Raw genomic sequence first — 17,431 nt, 5'->3', positions numbered from 1 at the left:
GGATCGGCGGAGCCGGCAGATGCGTCAATCTGGGCCATTGCTTTGACGCCATTTTTCTGCTCCAGAATTGAATGGTCATTTGTCGAGCACGCCACTAAAGTGGCGTCTGGCCTATAGCGTAGGACACCTCTGTCAGTCTCCTTTCCCATGGTGAGTCACCGATTGACCCATAACGCCATTCAACGTCTTCTGCTTAAACGTTTCGCCCTCGCAGCCACGACCTATGCGCTGGCGCTGGTGTTGCTGTGGCTGGCGTTTTTCAGTGGCCATTACCTCGACTCATTGCGTGGCGTCATCATCGGCACCTTGTTGGTGGTGCTGTGCCAGGGCGGGTTGTTCGCGTTGTTCATCACCGACCGCAACCTGCGGTTCGCCGACCCCAGCCTCACGGAAATACAGGTCTGGATCGGCCTCGGCTGGCAGACCTGGATGATGGCGCACCTGGACCAGGCCCGTGGCGTGTTCCTGGTGTTTTATGTGCTGATCCTGCTGTTCGGGCTTTTTCATCTCACGCGGCGGGCCTTTGTGCGCTGCGCGACGCTGGTGTTCATCAGCTTCACCGGCATCACGCTGTGGGACGGTTATTTCTTCCGGCTTCCCGACCCGACGCTGGCCGGCTTGCAAGTGTGCGTGCTGTTCATCGTGCTGGTCTGGCTGGTCCTGTATGCCCGCTACGTCCAGACTTCGCGCCAACGCATGCGCCAGCGCCGGTTCGCCTTGCAGGCGCACCAGGACACGTTGCGCGGCATGATGCGCCAGCTTGAAGACCTGGTCGCCACCGACGAACTCACCGGCCTGTTCAACCGCCGCCACTTTCTGCGCCTGGCGAGCCGCGAACTCAATACCCTCAGGCCCGGCATCGCCCATGGCCTGGCCTTGATCGACCTGGACCATTTCAAGCGCATCAACGATCTGCATGGCCACGCGGCAGGCGATCAGGTGCTCCAGGCCTTCGCCGGCGTCGCCACGGCCTGCCTGCGCGAAGGTGACGTACTGGCCCGATACGGCGGCGAAGAATTCGTCATGCTGCTGCCCGCCTGCGACCCCGCGCGCCTGACGGCCTGTTGCGAGCGCTTGCGGCTGGCGTTCACCGAGGTTCAGTTGACCGAATTGCGCGTGGGCAGCCTCAGCCTGTCGGTGGGCATGACGATGCTGGAAATCGGCGATGACCTGGACAGCGCCTTGCAGCGCGCCGACCAGGCCTTGTACCGTGCCAAGCGCGATGGCCGCAATCGGTGTGCCGCCGCTTGGGAGAATGTCGATGCCTGAGTTGAAAGTTGCCGACCGACAATGGACGGTGGCGGCGGGCGATAACCTGCTGGACGCGCTCAACCGGTCTGGCGTGCCGGTGCCCTACAGTTGCCGTGCCGGCAGTTGTCATGCGTGCCTGGTGCAATGCGTGAGCGGCGACGTGCGTGACAACCGTCCCGATGCGCTGACCCCGGCGCAGCGTGATCAAGGTTGGCGGCTGGCATGCCAATGCCAGGTCATCGAAGACGTGCAGATCCACACCTTCGACCCACGGCGCGACGGCCAGGCCGCCGAGGTGGCGGCGCTGGATTGGCTCGGCGCCGAAGTCCTTCGCTTGCGCATCACCCCGCAGCGACCATTGCGTTATCGAGCCGGGCAACACTTGGTGCTGTGGGTCGGCGACGTCGCCCGGCCGTATTCTCTGGCGAGCCTGCCCGAGGACGACCGCTTCCTGGAGTTTCACCTCGATTGTCGCGCGCCAGGGCAATTCGTCGATGCGGTGCGACAACTCAAGGCCGGCGACCCGATCCGCCTCGGTGAGCTGCGCGGCGGTGCGCTGCATTACGATCCCGATTGGCATGAAAAGCCGCTGTGGCTGCTGGCGTCCGGCACGGGGCTGGGTCCGTTGTTCGGTATCTTGCGCGAAGCGTTGCGCCAGCAGCATCAAGGGACGATTCGGCTGATTCATGTGGCGCGCGATGCCGCTGGGCACTATTTGGACAAACCCCTGGCGGCGCTGGCAGCCAAGCATCCAAACCTGAGCGTCGAGCTGCTGACGGCTGCCGAGGTCCCAGGCGCACTCGCGCAGTGGCGCCTGGCTTCGCGTCAGACCCAGGCGTTGGTCTGTGGCCATCCGGATTGGGTCGAGGCGTTTGCCAAGCGCTTGTACCTGGCGGGGTTGCCGCGTAATCAGTTGCTGGCGGATATGTTTCTTACGCGTGGGAATGGCGGCGTCTGACAGATCGTCATCGCGAGCAAGCTCGCTCCCACATTGGATTTGCGGCGTACACAGAACCCCTGTGGGAGCGAGCTTGCTCGCGATAGCGCCAGCCCAAACACTGCATTCCCAAAAGCACAAACCAAAAAGCCCCGCCATTCACATGGTGGGGCTTTTGTTTTCAGCAACCGATCATCAAACCATCGGGTCGCCAACGTGCAGGATCTTCATCCCGTTGGTGCCGCCGGTGGTGTGGTAGCTGTCGCCCTTGGTCAGGATGACCCAGTCGCCTTTTTCCACGACGCCGCGCTTGGTCAGTTCATCGATGGCTTTCTGGCTGACTTCGTGCGGCTCCAGCGAAGCCGGGTCGAACGGAATCGTGTACACGCCACGGAACATCGCTGCGCGCGCCTGGGCTTCGCGGTGCGGGGTGAAGGCGTAGATCGGCACCGAGGAGCGGATGCGCGACATGATCAGCGGGGTGTAGCCACTTTCGGTCAAAGCGATGATCGCCTTCACGCCCGGGAAGTGGTTGGCGGTGTACATGGTCGCCAGGGCGATGCTTTCGTCGCAGCGGCTGAATTCCTTGCCGATGCGGTGGCTGGAGGTCTTGCCGGTCGGGTGCTTCTCGGCGCCGATGCAAATGCGCGCCATGGCCTGCACCGCTTCGAGCGGGTAGAGGCCGGCGGCGCTTTCCGCCGAGAGCATCACCGCGTCGGTGTAGTCCAATACGGCGTTGGCTACGTCGGACACTTCGGCGCGGGTCGGCATCGGGTTCTGGATCATCGACTCCATCATCTGGGTCGCGACGATCACGGCTTTGTTGTGGCGGCGTGCGTGCAGGATGATCTTCTTCTGGATGCCCACCAGCTCGGCGTCGCCGATTTCAACGCCCAGGTCGCCACGGGCCACCATCACGGCGTCGGACGCCTTGATCAGGCCGTCGAGGGTTTCATCGTCGGCCACGGCTTCGGCGCGTTCGATCTTGGCCACCAGCCAGGCAGTGCCGCCGGCTTCGTCGCGCAATTGACGGGCGTATTCCATGTCGGCGGCGTCACGGGGGAAGGACACGGCCAGGTAATCGACTTCCATTTCCGCGGCCAGCTTGATGTCGGCCTTGTCTTTCTCGGTCAGGGCCGGGGCGGTCAGGCCGCCACCGCGACGGTTGATGCCTTTATGGTCCGACAGCGGGCCGCCGATGGTCACGACGCAGTGCAGTTCGGTAGCGGTGGCGGTTTCGACGCGCATCACCACGCGGCCGTCGTCGAGCAGCAGCTCGTCGCCCACGCCGCAATCCTTGACCAGGTCCGGGTAGTCGATGCCGACCACTTGCTGGTTGCCTTCGGTCAGCGGGTGACTGGTGGAGAAGGTGAACTTGTCACCAATTTTCAATTCGATGCGCTTGTTGGCGAATTTCGCGATGCGGATCTTCGGGCCTTGCAAGTCGCCCAGCAGGGCAACGAAGCGGCCGTGCTTGGCGGCGAGGTCGCGCACCAGCTTGGCACGAGCCTTGTGCTCGTCGGGGGTGCCGTGGGAGAAGTTCAGGCGGGCAACGTCCAGGCCAGCCAGAATCAGCTGTTCGAGAACTTCCGGCGAATTACTGGCCGGGCCAAGGGTAGCGACGATTTTGGTGCGACGGACGGACATGCAGGACTCCTCAAGTTCAAGCGCCAGCGAAGGCTACTATGGTCTTTGGGTGTAGTCATTGTTCAAGTGCACTACTTATTCGTTTCTTTTTCGAAATGAACATTCTTGAAAATTTTTGCGCCTCTACGACTTTCACATTCCTTCTGTGGCGAGGGGATTTATCCCCGCGGGGCTGCGAAGCAGCCCTAAAATGGCAAATGCACATTAGCCTGACACACCCAGGGGTTGGCTTGGGGGCTGCTCCCCAGCCCAGCGGGGATAAATCCCCTCGCCACAAGAGCACTGCCTAGCTGAGCTTTCAGGTTGAAGATTTTTCCACCCAGGTCGATAAAGAGCTCAAGACAGGAGAACCTCCCCATGCGATTCGTGCTTTTTATTGCCCTGGCCCTGAGTATCACGGGCTGCACCCGTTGGTCGATGAACCACCACATGAACCTCGCCTACACGGCCTACGAGCGGGGCGACTGCGACCAGGTCATGCTCGAGCTGTCCAAGGTCGACCGCGCCAGCCGCGCTCGCCGCTACATGCAGCCGGAAGTCTCGATGATGCGCGGCCAATGCCTGGAACGGCAAAAGCTGTTCGTCGACGCGGCGCAAACCTACCAGTTCATCCTCGCACAGTACCCCAACAGCGAATACGCTTACCGCGCCCGCGCACGGCTCGAAACCCTGCAGAGCCTGGGCCATTACCCGACCCGCAGCGCTGCGGCGATTCGCCCTACGTCATTCTGATTGCGTTGAATTGAAACCTTTGGACCGAGCCGCTTGTCGACCGATAACAGGTCTCGCATTCGGCTGGCCCTTGTCCATGCTTGGGCTATATTTGTACAAGGTATGAATAGGTTCCTGGGTTTCAATTTGAAGCGTCACCTGTGACCGGCAGAAGTTGGCCAGCATGCTTGGATGCGTCTGGCACCGGGATCGGGGAGAGCGAGCTGACTCAGGCTCGTTCCGAATCGACCGATGGCCGTGCACACGGCTGTCCAAAAAAGCGATGCAAGCCATGTACAAAGGACGTCGAATTGAACGGCATCAATTGCCGTATTTCCTCCAGGTCTTCAATGGCACCAACCAAAACCCCATCGGGTTCCTGGGTAATGTGTCTGAAAACGGCCTGATGCTCATCAGCCATTTGCCGTTGATGGTGGGCGCAAATTTTGACCTCTGCCTGAAAATACCTGCCGATGAAGGGCCGCAGCAACATATCCTGCTGAGAGCCAACTGCCTGTGGTGCCACGAAGACGTGACGCCCCAACACTTCGATGCCGGCTTCAGCCTGCTCCGGGCGTCACCGGAATATGGCGTTTTGGTGAGCGCGCTACGGCAGTATTTCAGCTTCCACCCGGTGTCGGCCTCGGCCTGAAGCCCCGATTTTTTACTGGATGCCCCCAGCTCAAAACCGCCCCATAACCCGTGACGAGGGAGTCCCCGCCGCGTCGTCGACGCAGCGCTGTGGCAACGTGTACTTGGTTCTGTGGCGAGGGGATTTATCCCCGCTGGGCTGCGCAGCAGCCCCCAAACCAAACAACTCGGTGTGCCAGTAAGGTCGAAGTTGTTGCTTTTGGGGCTGCTGCGCAGCCCAGCGGGGATAAATCCCCTCGCCACAAGGACGTCTAACTCAACGCGTTGCTCACGCCGCTCTCAACGCTGCACCTTCGCTTCGCCATCCATCAACTTCTCCAGCAACAACACCCCCATCTCGCCCATCTGGTGAATCGCCAGGGCCAGGTTGCGCGGGGCGCCTTCCAGGTCTTCCGATAAATCCAGGATCAACGTGCTCACCGAGCAGAAGGTTTCGTACGTGTGCGCCAGCAGGCCTTCGGGGTCGGCATCGGGGGCGACGATGAAATAGTCCAATTGGCGTGGGGTTTTGTCCGGCTTGCCGGCGTTGGGCTTTAGGTAATGGTCCAGGGCTTTTTGCGCGGCTTTGTCGAGCTTTTGCTCGTCGAGGGTTTTGCGAGGGGAGCGTGGGGCGGGTTTTGGCGGATTTGGGGTTGGTTTGATCATTGGTGAACTTCCTTCCAGTGATGCCTTGACCTCCTCGCGACTAAACGAGGGGTGGCGGCTGTACGCAGGTTAGTCGACCGGGGAAGTGTCACCAAAAACCGGCGCGCCGAAGCGCCCTGCGCACAGCCACCATCGAGTGCAGGGTAGGAAACCTGACTGATGGAAGCGCAATGCACCTGATGACATACCCCGAGCGACTAAACCCGATCGCTGAGGTGTCAGCGACGCGAATCACGTTACGGGGCAAGGCCAAGGTGCACAAGTCGGCGGATTCTGGCGGATCTGTAGTCCGTTGCGCAAGGAGGTGTAGTCAGGTTCGGGGCATTCCTACAGCGGTGGTGGGGCCGTTGGTCGGGACTGTCGGAGTTGACAGGTGTTGAGTTAGGGCGTTTGGCGTTTATTAGTAGAACGCTATAGCTATTTGCTAGCTCGAGATTTTTGAAAAAAATGAGATCTTTTAATTAAAAGTGATGCGCAAAACTGCAAGTTAACATCGTTCCAGCTCGGTTGCCTTACGGTTACGTTGGTTATTTATTTTCGTGGCGCAGTTTTGAAGGCGTCTCGACATAATGAACAGTGGAGTTCAAATATGAAGTCTGTCAGCGATATGGAAGATGTCGATTCTGAAGATGGAAAAAAATACACCATAAGGGCGGAGGAGGGACCTTTATGGGCGGACCTTGAGGTGAGGTGTTGGTGGTCGGGTGAATCGAAATTTTATGCGCGGCCTCTGCGGTATAGAGCGGGAAGTAACAATCGCAAGAGCGGCAATGCCGAGCTTAAGCTTAAGTCACTGAACGAAGGGGGGTGGAGTAGCTTAATCGGTGATAAAGGGATACAAGACGGTGCATGGCACGATATGAGTGGTTCGACACATGCAGCTACGGGTAATGGTATTTCAGCAGTCGTCAATTTTCATTGGATATACGATATAAATGATGGCCCGGATCCGCATCTGTATGGAGCGGTGGAGGTGCGTTATGTCGCCCCTCCACGAATTACAAAGCCCGCGAGTGGACTTGTGGTGCTACCCGGTCAAGCTCTAAGTTTTGAGGGTACAGGCACGAATACGGCGAAAGTCACTGTTTACCACGCCGACTCGGGGGAGGCATTATCCGACCCTGTCGACGTCAAGGGTGGTATTTGGGCAGCGCCTTTAATCAAACCGCTGCTGTCGGGGGCAAACAGCATTACCGCGAAGCAGGTCCTTGATGGTATGCCTTCGGATTGGTCAGGGAATGTCACCGTGACACTGCTGACCAAGCCAGTCATTCTAAAGCCTAAAACAAGTACGACAGTTGGACGCTGGCCGGCGTTTTCTGGTACCGGTGTGCCCGGAGCAACGTTACAACTCTACGTGAGCGATACGGATGAAATAGTCCCTCCGGCTAGAACGGTTAATAAGTTTGGCGAGTTCTCTATTTCGCGCCTGACCAATATATTGGCTATAGGTGACCACCAATTCACTGCCAAACAGACCCTGAACGGTCAGGAGTCGGACCGGGCAGACAGCATTGCTGTAAAGGTTGTTTCATCCACGCCGCCAGAAATTACCGATCCGCCAGCCGGTTCGGTTCAAGACAGGAACTTTTGGTTGAAGGGCATAAAGGGCCGTTTAGGTTTTAGTGTTAAAGTTTTCAGGGACGGCGGGGAGGATTTGTTTGGGACAAACCTGACGATACTGGATGACTGGACTTGTGCTGTCATAATTCCGGCAGGTCCTGTTTCAGTGGTGGCGATCCTCGCAAATAGCCAGGAGGAAACGGATCGTAGCCCTGCCCGAGCGTTCAAAATCCGTCCTCCCAAGTTGTCCGGCATCAGTACCTATCCATCCAACACCACCATTAAATTCTCAGGCCTCGGCTATTTCGGTGCCACCATCGAAATCACGGTAGACAGTGGCCCAACTGTCAGGCCCCCACCACTGGCGGACGTGAAGGAGGGGGAATGGGAAACGACAGCGACCGATTGGCCGTTTGGCAACTACCGCTTGCAGGCGATTCAAAAGGTACCCGACAGAGCAAGTGGTTGGATCGAGTCTGAACCCTATTACTTTTACATTGATGTGGGCTTGCCTGATGTAAGCGAGGTGTCCTACACGCCGGAGTATCGACCGGAATTTTCAGGCAAAGGTTTCAATGGCGCGATGGTGAGGCTGGTTGATGTTCCTGACGGCACCAACAAGGTTGCCCCAGATGCTCGAGTGTCCGGCGAACGGTGGTCGAGCCCGGCCTCTGAAGTCTGGGGACCAACACTCAAGCGCAAGGTCTATATCAAGCAGTTTTTGTCGGAAGAGTCGGAAGAGTGGTCACCCACCTGGGTCGAGGTCGAGGTCACCATCCCTCCACTGGCACCCGGCATGGGTGATCCGGTGGATAATGGCCTCTCGCCCAACTTCAGCGGCACTTGCTGGCCGGGCGCTACGCTCAAGCTTACGTTCAATGACGACGGTGTTATGCGCACAGTCATCGATGACGATAACGATGGTCGCTGGGCTTTTCGACGCGATACTCCGTTCGAGCCAGACGTTTCCCACACCGCAACACTTATCCAGACCGCCGCCGAACAAGACTCACCAGAAACCTTCAAAGTGTTTTCGGTTTCCCTGCCCATGCTCAAACCGGTGATCACCTATCCCGGTCCCGACGATATGGTGGGCCGCGATGTGATCGTCCGAGGGGACAACGGCATGGCCGGGGCCACGATGCAACTGCACGATGTTCAGTTCGGAAGACCGTTGGGTGAGCCCAAGTTGCTCACCGCCGACGGCGAGTGGTCCATCGAGCTCTTTGGACTTGAGTTCCGTAAGTACTTCCTCCGTGCGGAACAAGAATTAAATGGACAATCATCGGAGCGCAGTGATCAGCGGGTGTTTAACGTGGTGCTGCTGCCCCCGGAATTCGATGTGCCACAGCCCGGCGGGAACTTGCCACGTACCTCGGAGTTGTCAGGCCGCGGTATACCCAATGGGCGAGTCACCGTCTGGCTACAAGGCCAAGCCGACCCGTTACGTGAAAACATCTTTGTGAACTCGAGCGGCCATTGGAAGGCCGAAGTGACTTTGCCGATTGGCAGCACCACTGTCCGGGCCAGGCAATTTTTTATAGACGAGAAAGGAAACGAGCAAACCTCCGATTTCAGTTCGTGGCTCACTTATAACGTTGTCCCTGCCGCACCCTTCATCGAAACCCCTGCCACGGGCGAGCACATTGGCTCCAACGTCGTGGTATCGGGCTTCGGCATGCCGGGGGACACCGTGACGGTCAGGTTGAACGATGCCAGCCGCACAGTGCTGGCGAGCGGCCCGGTGCTGGAGGACCGCACCTGGTCGGTGAGAGTAACGCTCGAAACACCCGGCGGCGCCCACGAGTTGCTGGCTGTGGCGCAATGCGAGGGTTTCGAGTCCGCCGACTCGGGGCGAGCGGTGGTACTGGGGACCTACGTGCCTTCAATCGATAGGCCGGCGGCGGGACGTTGGGTCGATAACCCGGTCACGTTCGAAGGCCGGGGCCGGGCGGGCAGCGGGCGTGTCGTGAGTTGGTACAACCCCGAACTGGACTGGGCCGCGGCCCTTGGCGTGACCGCCGGCCAATGGCAGGGCGAGGCGACGCAGACGCTGGTCAGCGGCGGCCAGTGGTGCCGATTCAAGCAGACCCTCACGAGCGATGCGGATGGCGCGACGGTTTCCGATTGGGTTGAGAGTGGGCGTTTCGACGTGAAGTAATGCGGTCCTCGCCGCAGTCCTGGCCCGATGGGCGGTCTTGTGAACTGTCAGATCTGACAGTAGCCGATCAGGGTTTATTGGCGCGTAATTCCACCCACGCAAGGCCTGACCGACTCGTCGGGCCCTACAAACCGTTTTCGACTCAAGGAAACTGGCCATGGCGCAATCCCGACCTGCCGTGCAACTGATGAAGCAGATTTTCAGTTCGGAGCAACTCGTCCGATACCCTGCACTTGGCAAATACATCGAGGACGGGGGCTCGATCTTTCCGCTGGTTGAAAAAGGCGCGCAAGGACTGGTGAGGGAATTTGACCTGTCCCCTGATGATGCCCGCCGATTTTTACGACGGTGCAACGGCATGGCTCTGTATGTACGCCGCCAGTTCATAGAACACAGCTTGTACGGTATCGGGACCGATACGAGGGCGGCGGGTGCGCGGGACGGATTGTTGTCAATGGTCAAGGGCCCCAGCTTTGACGAACTGTTTACACCCAAATTCGACGCCATGTGCCCGCCACAGGCGCTGGAGTCGCTGGCTTCACCAGTGGCTTATCTGATCGAGCTGATGAAGTGGATAGAAAAGCGGATCGAGTCGGTTGCAGTCGTCGGTGAGTCCATGCCTCTGCATGAACGACGCAAGGACTTGAAACTGCTGCCTGTAGATTTCAATGCGGTGCATCGCCCCGTATCTGCGGTGGACGTCATCCTCTTGGTGCTGGAGACCTTCATTAAGGAACACCCAGCTTCCGAGGATAAAGCTTCCGTGGATCTTGAAGAAGCCATGGTTCAGGCGCGCTATCCCAATGGTTTGCCTTATTACCAGCACTGGGTCTCCGTGGACACTGTTGCACGCCATCATGGTCTTTCGGTGGGGGATTTCGCCCACAAGGTGGATGGCTCGTTTCCCTTTTTTTTGCAACCTCAAGCTTGGGATAACGATGCGGGGCGTGCCCTGGCCCATGCGTCGCGGCTGGGCCCTTATCAACGGAAGTTGCTGACGGAGGATCCAGCCGCCCTAGATGTTAAGGAAAGTTTTTATGCCGAGAACTTCGGAACTGATAACACCTATAAATATGAAAACCTCAACCAAGTCCAATTCTTCGGCGAACGAACCAAACTCGACACCCTTGGGCTCGAAGCCTTGTTGTCGGTGCGCCGCTTCGCACCCGTTCGCTCCGCCAACGTCTCGGTGTATCCGACAGCGAATGCAGAAGAGCCGGAAAGTTACCGCTCCGGTTCGGTTTACCTCCACGCCAACGAGCGCCCGGCTGTGGAAATCACCGGCAGCGCCGATAGCGAATCGTTTCTTCATCGCCTGACGCTGGACCCTGGCGACGTCGATGGCTTTAAGCGATTTGACCGGATGAACCGAAAGGTGCGTCTGGACCAATGGCTGGCGTTGCCGAGCGAGCAAGTCGACGCACTGCTGGTGGCGGCGATCAACGCCGAGGCGCGTGGGGATGAGTCGCAAGAAAAGTCGAAAGAAGACTGGTGGATTACCCCGCAAGTCGAGCACGCGCTGGGGCTGTTTCAATCGCTACGGGAACGTTACGGGTGTACCGCACCCGACTTTGCGGTGTTTATCGACGCGTTGTCGATTTATGGACGCGGTGAAACGCTTTCGCAATTCGATCAGATCTTCAACCTTCAGGATGACTACCGCGAGCCTTTGAAACTTGACGGAGGATTCTTTGCGGTCTTGCCCGAACCCGAAGAGCTGGACCTGACAGTCGCCCAGCTGTGCAGCGCGTTGAATATTGATCTGAAAACCTACGCCTATCTGGCTCAGGCCGTTGCGGGGGCCTATGGCATCGACGATGGCAAGCTGCCCCGTAGCCCCCAGGTCCTGTCCAGCTTCTACCGTTTGGTGAAGTTTCCCAGGCTGTTGGGTATCACGCCGGTCGAGGGCGTGCTGCTGCTGTCGTTGTTGGGCGAGGACGACTGGCTCAACGGCGTGGCGGGTGTACCTCGAATCGGTTCGGCAGACGGCATACCCGATGTGCTTAATCTGCTGTATGCGATGCAGGAGTGCACGCAATGGTGTACTGATCGCGACATTCCAGTGAGTTGGTTACTGCAACAGCTTTTGCCGCCACGCGTCTTGACCGCCACCAACGCTGAAGGCGAGCTTTTCAAACAAATACTCAGTTTATTGCCTGGCGCGCTATTCACCGATTCGGCGTTTTTGATGGCGGGTGTACCCGCGCTGGTGGGTGGCAGTTGGGTGGATTTACTGACGGTCCTGGTCGATGCCGATGGGTTGGTGATCGCTTCTGCCCTACCCGAGGCCGATTACTTGGCCTTTGCACGGGAAAAACTCGACGATGCGGTGAGAGATGGCCTTGGCGAAGCATTTGAGCCCGAGCGTCCTGCCATTGTCGAGACAATGCTCAGCGTGCTGCTGCAGATCAGAGAGAACCAGGTATCGGTGGTCAAGGAGAGCCTGGCGGCATACGCAGGCGTCGATTCGGGACGAATGATACATTTGCTGACGTGGGCCAATACGACAGTGCATCAATTGCTGCGCCTGGTGCTCGGGCACGTCGATTTGCAGACCGAAGATTTTCATACCTGGCGCAATGTGCAACCGGACCCTTTGCTTTTTCTGCTGGCTGATATTCGCCGTCGCGGCGCGGTGGTGCAGAAACTGGCGCTTGGCGAAGAGCTTTTGCAGGATTATCTGGAGTATGGCTACAAGGCCTGGCTGGCGGGGCCAGTCGACAAGTATGCGCTCACGATTCGGACAGTTTACTACCTGGCGTCGCTCACCCATGCCTTTGAGCTCAGCGAGCAGCCTCCCCAGAAACTCCTCGATTACCTGCGCGAGGTCAACGCATTGCGTCTCGAGCCAATAGGGAAAGACGCACTGAAATTGGCCCAAGAGGCATCGTCGATCAGGCTGGCCGAGTTCTTTAACTGGAGCGTCCAGGAGGTGCGTGAATGCGTGAGCCGCATCGAACCGAGCAAGAAAGTCCTGAAAGACCTGGTCCAACTGGATTGGCTGCTGCGCGTTCGGGAGTTGGCTGCGCGTACGGGCATGGATGCCTTGACGATTTTCCTGATAGGAACGTTGCCAGAGGAATTAAATGAGTCGGCCTACAAGGACGCCGCCGACCATGCCTTGCTCAGCATGTCCGAGTCCAATGCACCCGCGGTTACGTTCAGCGAGGATCTGAAGCAACTCGCGACCTTGTCCATTACCGCGGATAACACCGAGGTAGTGCCTAACAAACCTGGCGAGAAGATTATCTTCACCCTCATGTTGAAGGACCGCTCCGGGGAACCATTAAGCGGCGTCCATATTAATTGGAGCGCCACGCTGGGCACCTTTCAAGGCAGCGCCGCGACGGAGCCCGACGGCAAGGTCAAGATGGAGTTTACGCCGGGCAAAGTGATGGGCACGGACACCCCGCAATTTTGGGTGGATCTGTTTGAGCCGCAATACGGACCCACCGTCAATCTCGTCGCCGACGTTTCAACCCTCACCTTTGCGCTACGGCTCAAGTCACCGGTGCCGCTGGCAGAAGTGCCGTACGGCCAGGAAGTCGAGCTTTACGCCACGCTGATCGACCGCTACGGAAACCTCGGTAAAAACGCCCTTGTGCAATGGTTTTCCGAACCGGTTGATCCTGTGCAAAAAACGGCGCTGGTTATTCGACCCCGGCAGGGGTTGACCAACGAGGACGGGCAGACGCGGGTATTCGTCTCCAGCCCGACCGGTGGAACGTTCAACGTCAGTGTCTTGAGTGAAGCCAGTTCAGCCCAGGCACATTTCGAGCCCATTACGTTTGCTTCTGAGGAATGACGACCATGGCAACGAAAAATATGGGTGAGCTGCTCGAAAAACGTCGCAACGCCCTGGTCGAATACTGCATTGGTCAAATCAAACCGGCAGGGAATACCTATGGTTTCGTGCGAACCCCGGCAGACTTGTTTGAATTGCTGCGCATGGACCCACTGGACAACTACCCGGTGCAAAGCTCTTGGGTCGGCGAAGCCGCTAGTTGCGCCCAGCAGTTCATCCATGCCGCTTACCGGAAATTGGAGCCCGGCTACGCAGAGGTCGAGTTCGACAAGGGCGATCTGGCCACCTGGGAGCTTTATAGCAACTATCCAGATTGGGCGGCGGTGCAGCTGATCGCTCTTTACCCGGAGAACTTCATCAACCCCTTTGTTCGCCTGCGCAAGACCAGCCTGTTCAAGACCCTGGAGAACAACCTCAACCAGACACGTCTCAGCAGCGATTCCGTCCAGCTTGCTCTGAGAGACTACCTGCAGTCCTTCGAGCAAATCTGCAACCTGGATGTGATCAGCGCCTATATGGACGGCGTTACGCCTGACCGTACCGACTATTACTTTGTCGGTCGGCAGCGGGTACCGCCTTTCCAATATTTTTGGCGCAAGGCGCAGGTTGAACTTTCTTCTTCCTGTGAAGCGATCAATCCAACAGCATGGAGTGAATGGCAGCCTGTGGATATTCCGCCTGCCACGACGGTGCTGGACATTCGTCCGGTGTTCTGGAGCGGTCGGCTTTGCCTGGTCTGGGCGCAATGGCAAGACGCACTTCCGGCGCAGGCAGGCGGCGAGGGGTTGCCGCCCAGGTTGGACGTCAACGTCTCTTTCATGTCCCAGAACGGTAACTGGTCGGCGCCCCTGAGCCTGCATCATTCCACGCAGAACGGAGACCCACCAGCAGATGCCCGGCTGATTGCAACCCTGTGGGCTGATCGCCAGCATCCCAAAGGTCGGCTCGGGGTGATGCTGACCTTTGGTGCCAAGAAGATTTTTGCGGTGCGTGACGTGTTGTTTCGTCCGGTGGACACGGATGATGGCCGCTGGTTGGAGGAGGCAGCCAAACATCGCTTCAAGACTGCCGAGACGGTCCAGCATCCGCTGGCGAACCAACCGACCGTGGTCGTTTCCGATGATCCAGCGGGCACCTTGACGCCTTACTTGGGCTTGCAGGCTGTGGCGTTTCGCGTCGGTAGTGACGACAAATTGTTTGTACAGGGTTATTGCAGGCCGACGGGGCAGACTGGGGGGAATGTTACCCTGAAATTGGAATTGCAAAACCGGACTGGCGGAGATCCGACACCGATTGAAAAGGAGTTCCCAATCGCTGGCGGTTGGAGTACTGAATGGCTTGAATTCAGTCGCGGGGAAGGCTCCTGGCAGGATCCAGTCTTTCTGTTCGGCGCTGACTCAGGCGGCCATGGGCGCAAGAAGTTTACGCTGACGATCGAAAACGTTACTGGCTTCGAGCCCGTGACTCTTCATAAAAACACCTTGGACGCGGCGCAATTTCTTTCTTTCAACCAGCTTGGGCTGGACCTTAAGTACACTCGGTTGAATTCGCTGTTTGGTCCCGAGTTGGTGCAGCGTTCCAACATTTCCGTCGATGCGGTATTGGATTGGGATACGCAATTTCTACAGGAGCCGCTTCCCCAGGGGGAGACTGAGTTTCTGGAACCCAACGGTGCTTTTAACGGCGCCAACGGCTTGTTCTTCTGGGAGCTGTTTTTTCATGTGCCCCACCTGGTGGCGGCGCGGTTGCGTGCCGAGGATCGTTTTCTCGATGCGCAGAAATGGTTGCATTACCTGTTCGATCCACAAGCACCCGCTGAGCCTACGGCTGAGAATCCAAAGCCTTTGTATTGGCGCTGCCGGCCGTTGAATGGTCCCGGCAATTCGGGCTGTGAAATCGATGAACCCACCGATCCCGATGCCATTGGCTATTCGACACCTCGGCATTTCCAGATACTGGTGTTCACCGAATACGTCAAAAACTTGATCGCTTGGGGCGACTGGTATTACCGCCAGCTCACCCGCGACAGTCTGGTGGCGGCCAAGCTCTGTTATGTCCAGGCCCAGTTCTTGATGGGAGAGGCTCCCGTGGTTCGGACGGTCAACCGTTGGGAAACCGAGACGGTGGGAAGCCTGATGAACAAAGCCAACGTGCGCCCGGCACTGGAACAGTTTGAAAAAAAACTGGTGTTCAGCCTGGCGGACTTTCCGGCGGCCGCCGAGGCTGCGCCTCTGATGGGGTTGCTGGCAAACGAGCCCTTCAAGCTGCCGATGAATGAGCAATTACTCGAGCTATATGGGTTACCCGGTCAGCGTCTGCACAACCTTCGCAACAACCTGACCCTGGATGGCAAGCCGCTGGACATTCCGCTGTTCAGCCCCCCTACCGACCCCAACCAGTTGTTGCGTGATCTGGCGGCCGGTGGCGTGGGAGGAACAAGGCCCATGGGCGGACGGCTGGTGGTAGGGGCCTTTCGTTGGCGTACGACCTTCGAGGTGGCGTTGCGCGCCGTGCAAAGCTTGCAAGACCACGGTGGCCAGGTGCTGCGCTTGCTTGAACAGCGTGATCGGGCCGAACAGGAGGAGATGCAACAAAGTCATCTGGTGGAATTGGGGGCTTACGCTCGGACCATTCAGGAGCAAAGCATTGCCCAGCTACAAGCAAGCATGGTCGCGCTGGAGCAAAGTCGCGCCGTGGCGCAAGAACGAGCCGAGGAGTATGCACGACGTTATGACGAGAATATTTCGTCGGCGGAATACAGCGTCATGGAAATGCTGCAGGTTTCCAAATATCTGCAACTGGCCGGGGCGTCTCTCAAACCGGCTGCCGCGACAGTGGCTGCCATCCCGACCATAATCGGTCTTGCCAACGGTGGCCATCGTCTGGACAAGGCTATTGATGCGGTGAGTTTCGTGTTGGGAACCGCTGGGGCGGTCATTCAGATCGACGCGGATAAACTGGCCACTACTGAGGGTTATCGTCGTCGCCGGGAAGATTGGCAATTGCAACGGGACCAGGCGCAAGCGGAGGTTCGGGCGATCGACGCGCAAATCACGGCGCAGGCCCATTCCCTGCAAGCCGCGCAAACCACCCTGGAGCAAACCCTGAGGGCCAACAGCCAAGCGGTGACGGTTTATAACTTCATCAAGAAGCGCTCGACCAATGCCGAATTGTTCGGCTGGTTGCTGGGCCAGCTCAAGGCGCTGCATTACCAAGCCTATGATGCGGTGATCAGTTTGTGTCTCAGCGCTCAGGCCGCGTTAAGCGCCGAGACCGGCGACTACGACACGCAGGTTGCGTTGCCTCAAGTATGGCTGGACAACCGCCACGGGCTGACCGCCGGCGAGCATTTACATGGATATCTGCTGCGCATGGAGCGTGAATACCTGCAGCGCTATGAGCGACGATTGGAGTTGATCAAGACCGTCTCCCTGCGCCGCCTGTTCGAGGACAAGGTCGAATCCCAAGCCGGCGTGAAGAGCTGGGATGAGGCATGGAGGGGGTTGAAAGCCACCGGGGTCCTGGAGTTCGAACTCACCCAACTGCTGTTCGATCGCGATCATCCCGGGCATTACTGTCGGCAAATCAGCTCGGTCGAGGTCGACCTGCCTGTCGTGATGGGACCGTTCGAGGACGTGCGAGCCACCTTGATGCAAGTCGGCAGCAAGATTGCTACCAAAGCGTCGCTTCAGTCCGTGATCTATCTGCACCATCCGGAGGAGACCGTGGCGCCTTCCGATGTCCAGATCAATCTACGCAGTGGGCAGCAGATCGTCTTGTCCACTGGCCTTTCCGCCAACGGAATAACCGCGATGAAGCCTGATGAAGGCTTGTTGAATCCGTTTGAAAACACGGGCGTGGTCTCTCGCTGGGTGTTGAAGTTCCCCTGGCCGATAAAAAACCCGCTTCAGCAGCAAATGCTCGCCTCCTTGACTGACATCATCGTGCGCATTCGCTACACGGCGAAAGCTGGCGAGTCGACCTTCGCACGTGCCGTTGAAGATCGGGTTGCCGAGGCTGAGGCCACTGGACTTAAGCAGAACTCACAGGGGTGATGGCC

Annotated in this window: 9 protein-coding genes; 7 read left to right on the top strand and 2 right to left on the bottom strand. The window is 58.3% G+C overall.

What is annotated here, in order from left to right:
* The first annotated feature begins 162 nt into the window (after positions 1–162).
* Both Q7C33_RS01480 and Q7C33_RS01475 read left to right on the top strand, forming a co-directional pair.
* Complete coding sequence (locus Q7C33_RS01480) at positions 163–1,269, top strand: GGDEF domain-containing protein (RefSeq protein WP_407682711.1); 1,107 nt, start codon at positions 163–165, stop codon at positions 1,267–1,269.
* Positions 1,262–2,209, top strand: a complete 948-nt coding sequence (locus Q7C33_RS01475; RefSeq protein ID WP_407682710.1) for an iron-sulfur-binding ferredoxin reductase — start codon at positions 1,262–1,264, stop codon at positions 2,207–2,209. The genes Q7C33_RS01480 and Q7C33_RS01475 overlap by 8 nt, the downstream gene beginning before the upstream one ends.
* A gap of 174 nt (positions 2,210–2,383) precedes the next feature.
* Here Q7C33_RS01475 and pyk read toward each other — a convergent pair whose 3' ends face one another.
* Positions 2,384–3,835: a pyruvate kinase gene (gene pyk, locus Q7C33_RS01470; RefSeq protein ID WP_030140842.1), complete on the bottom strand. Its 1,452-nt coding sequence runs from the start codon at positions 3,833–3,835 to the stop codon at positions 2,384–2,386.
* A gap of 357 nt (positions 3,836–4,192) precedes the next feature.
* On the opposite strand from pyk, the gene Q7C33_RS01465 reads away from it, so the two are divergent.
* Together Q7C33_RS01465 and Q7C33_RS01460 are read left to right on the top strand one after the other, a co-directional pair.
* On the top strand, positions 4,193–4,567 hold the full coding sequence (locus Q7C33_RS01465; protein WP_030140841.1) for a tetratricopeptide repeat protein: 375 nt from the start codon (positions 4,193–4,195) through the stop codon (positions 4,565–4,567).
* 271 nt (positions 4,568–4,838) lie between these two features.
* Positions 4,839–5,198, top strand: coding sequence for a PilZ domain-containing protein (locus Q7C33_RS01460; protein WP_323155568.1), 360 nt, complete (start codon positions 4,839–4,841; stop codon positions 5,196–5,198).
* 278 nt (positions 5,199–5,476) lie between these two features.
* Here Q7C33_RS01460 and Q7C33_RS01455 read toward each other — a convergent pair whose 3' ends face one another.
* On the bottom strand, positions 5,477–5,842 hold the full coding sequence (locus Q7C33_RS01455; RefSeq protein ID WP_217861358.1) for a DUF6124 family protein: 366 nt from the start codon (positions 5,840–5,842) through the stop codon (positions 5,477–5,479).
* Between the two features lie 589 nt (positions 5,843–6,431).
* Between Q7C33_RS01455 and Q7C33_RS01450 the strand changes: the two genes are divergently transcribed.
* From Q7C33_RS01450 to Q7C33_RS01440, 3 genes are all read left to right on the top strand, one after another.
* Positions 6,432–9,566 (top strand): hypothetical protein, encoded by a 3,135-nt coding sequence (locus Q7C33_RS01450; RefSeq protein ID WP_407682709.1) that lies wholly within the window; start codon positions 6,432–6,434, stop codon positions 9,564–9,566.
* 157 nt (positions 9,567–9,723) lie between these two features.
* Entirely contained in the window at positions 9,724–13,371 is a 3,648-nt protein-coding gene (locus tag Q7C33_RS01445) for a Tc toxin subunit A (protein WP_407682708.1), read from the top strand.
* A gap of 5 nt (positions 13,372–13,376) precedes the next feature.
* A complete protein-coding gene (locus Q7C33_RS01440) occupies positions 13,377–17,426 on the top strand; it encodes a neuraminidase-like domain-containing protein (protein WP_407682707.1) in 4,050 nt (1,349 codons plus the stop codon).
* Positions 17,427–17,431: the final 5 nt, after the last annotated feature.

Source organism: Pseudomonas sp. BP11-1-1 (assembly GCF_052112105.1).
Taxonomy (GTDB): Bacteria; Pseudomonadota; Gammaproteobacteria; order Pseudomonadales; family Pseudomonadaceae; genus Aquipseudomonas; species Aquipseudomonas alvandae.
This window is presented reverse-complemented; position numbering and strand designations above follow the sequence as displayed.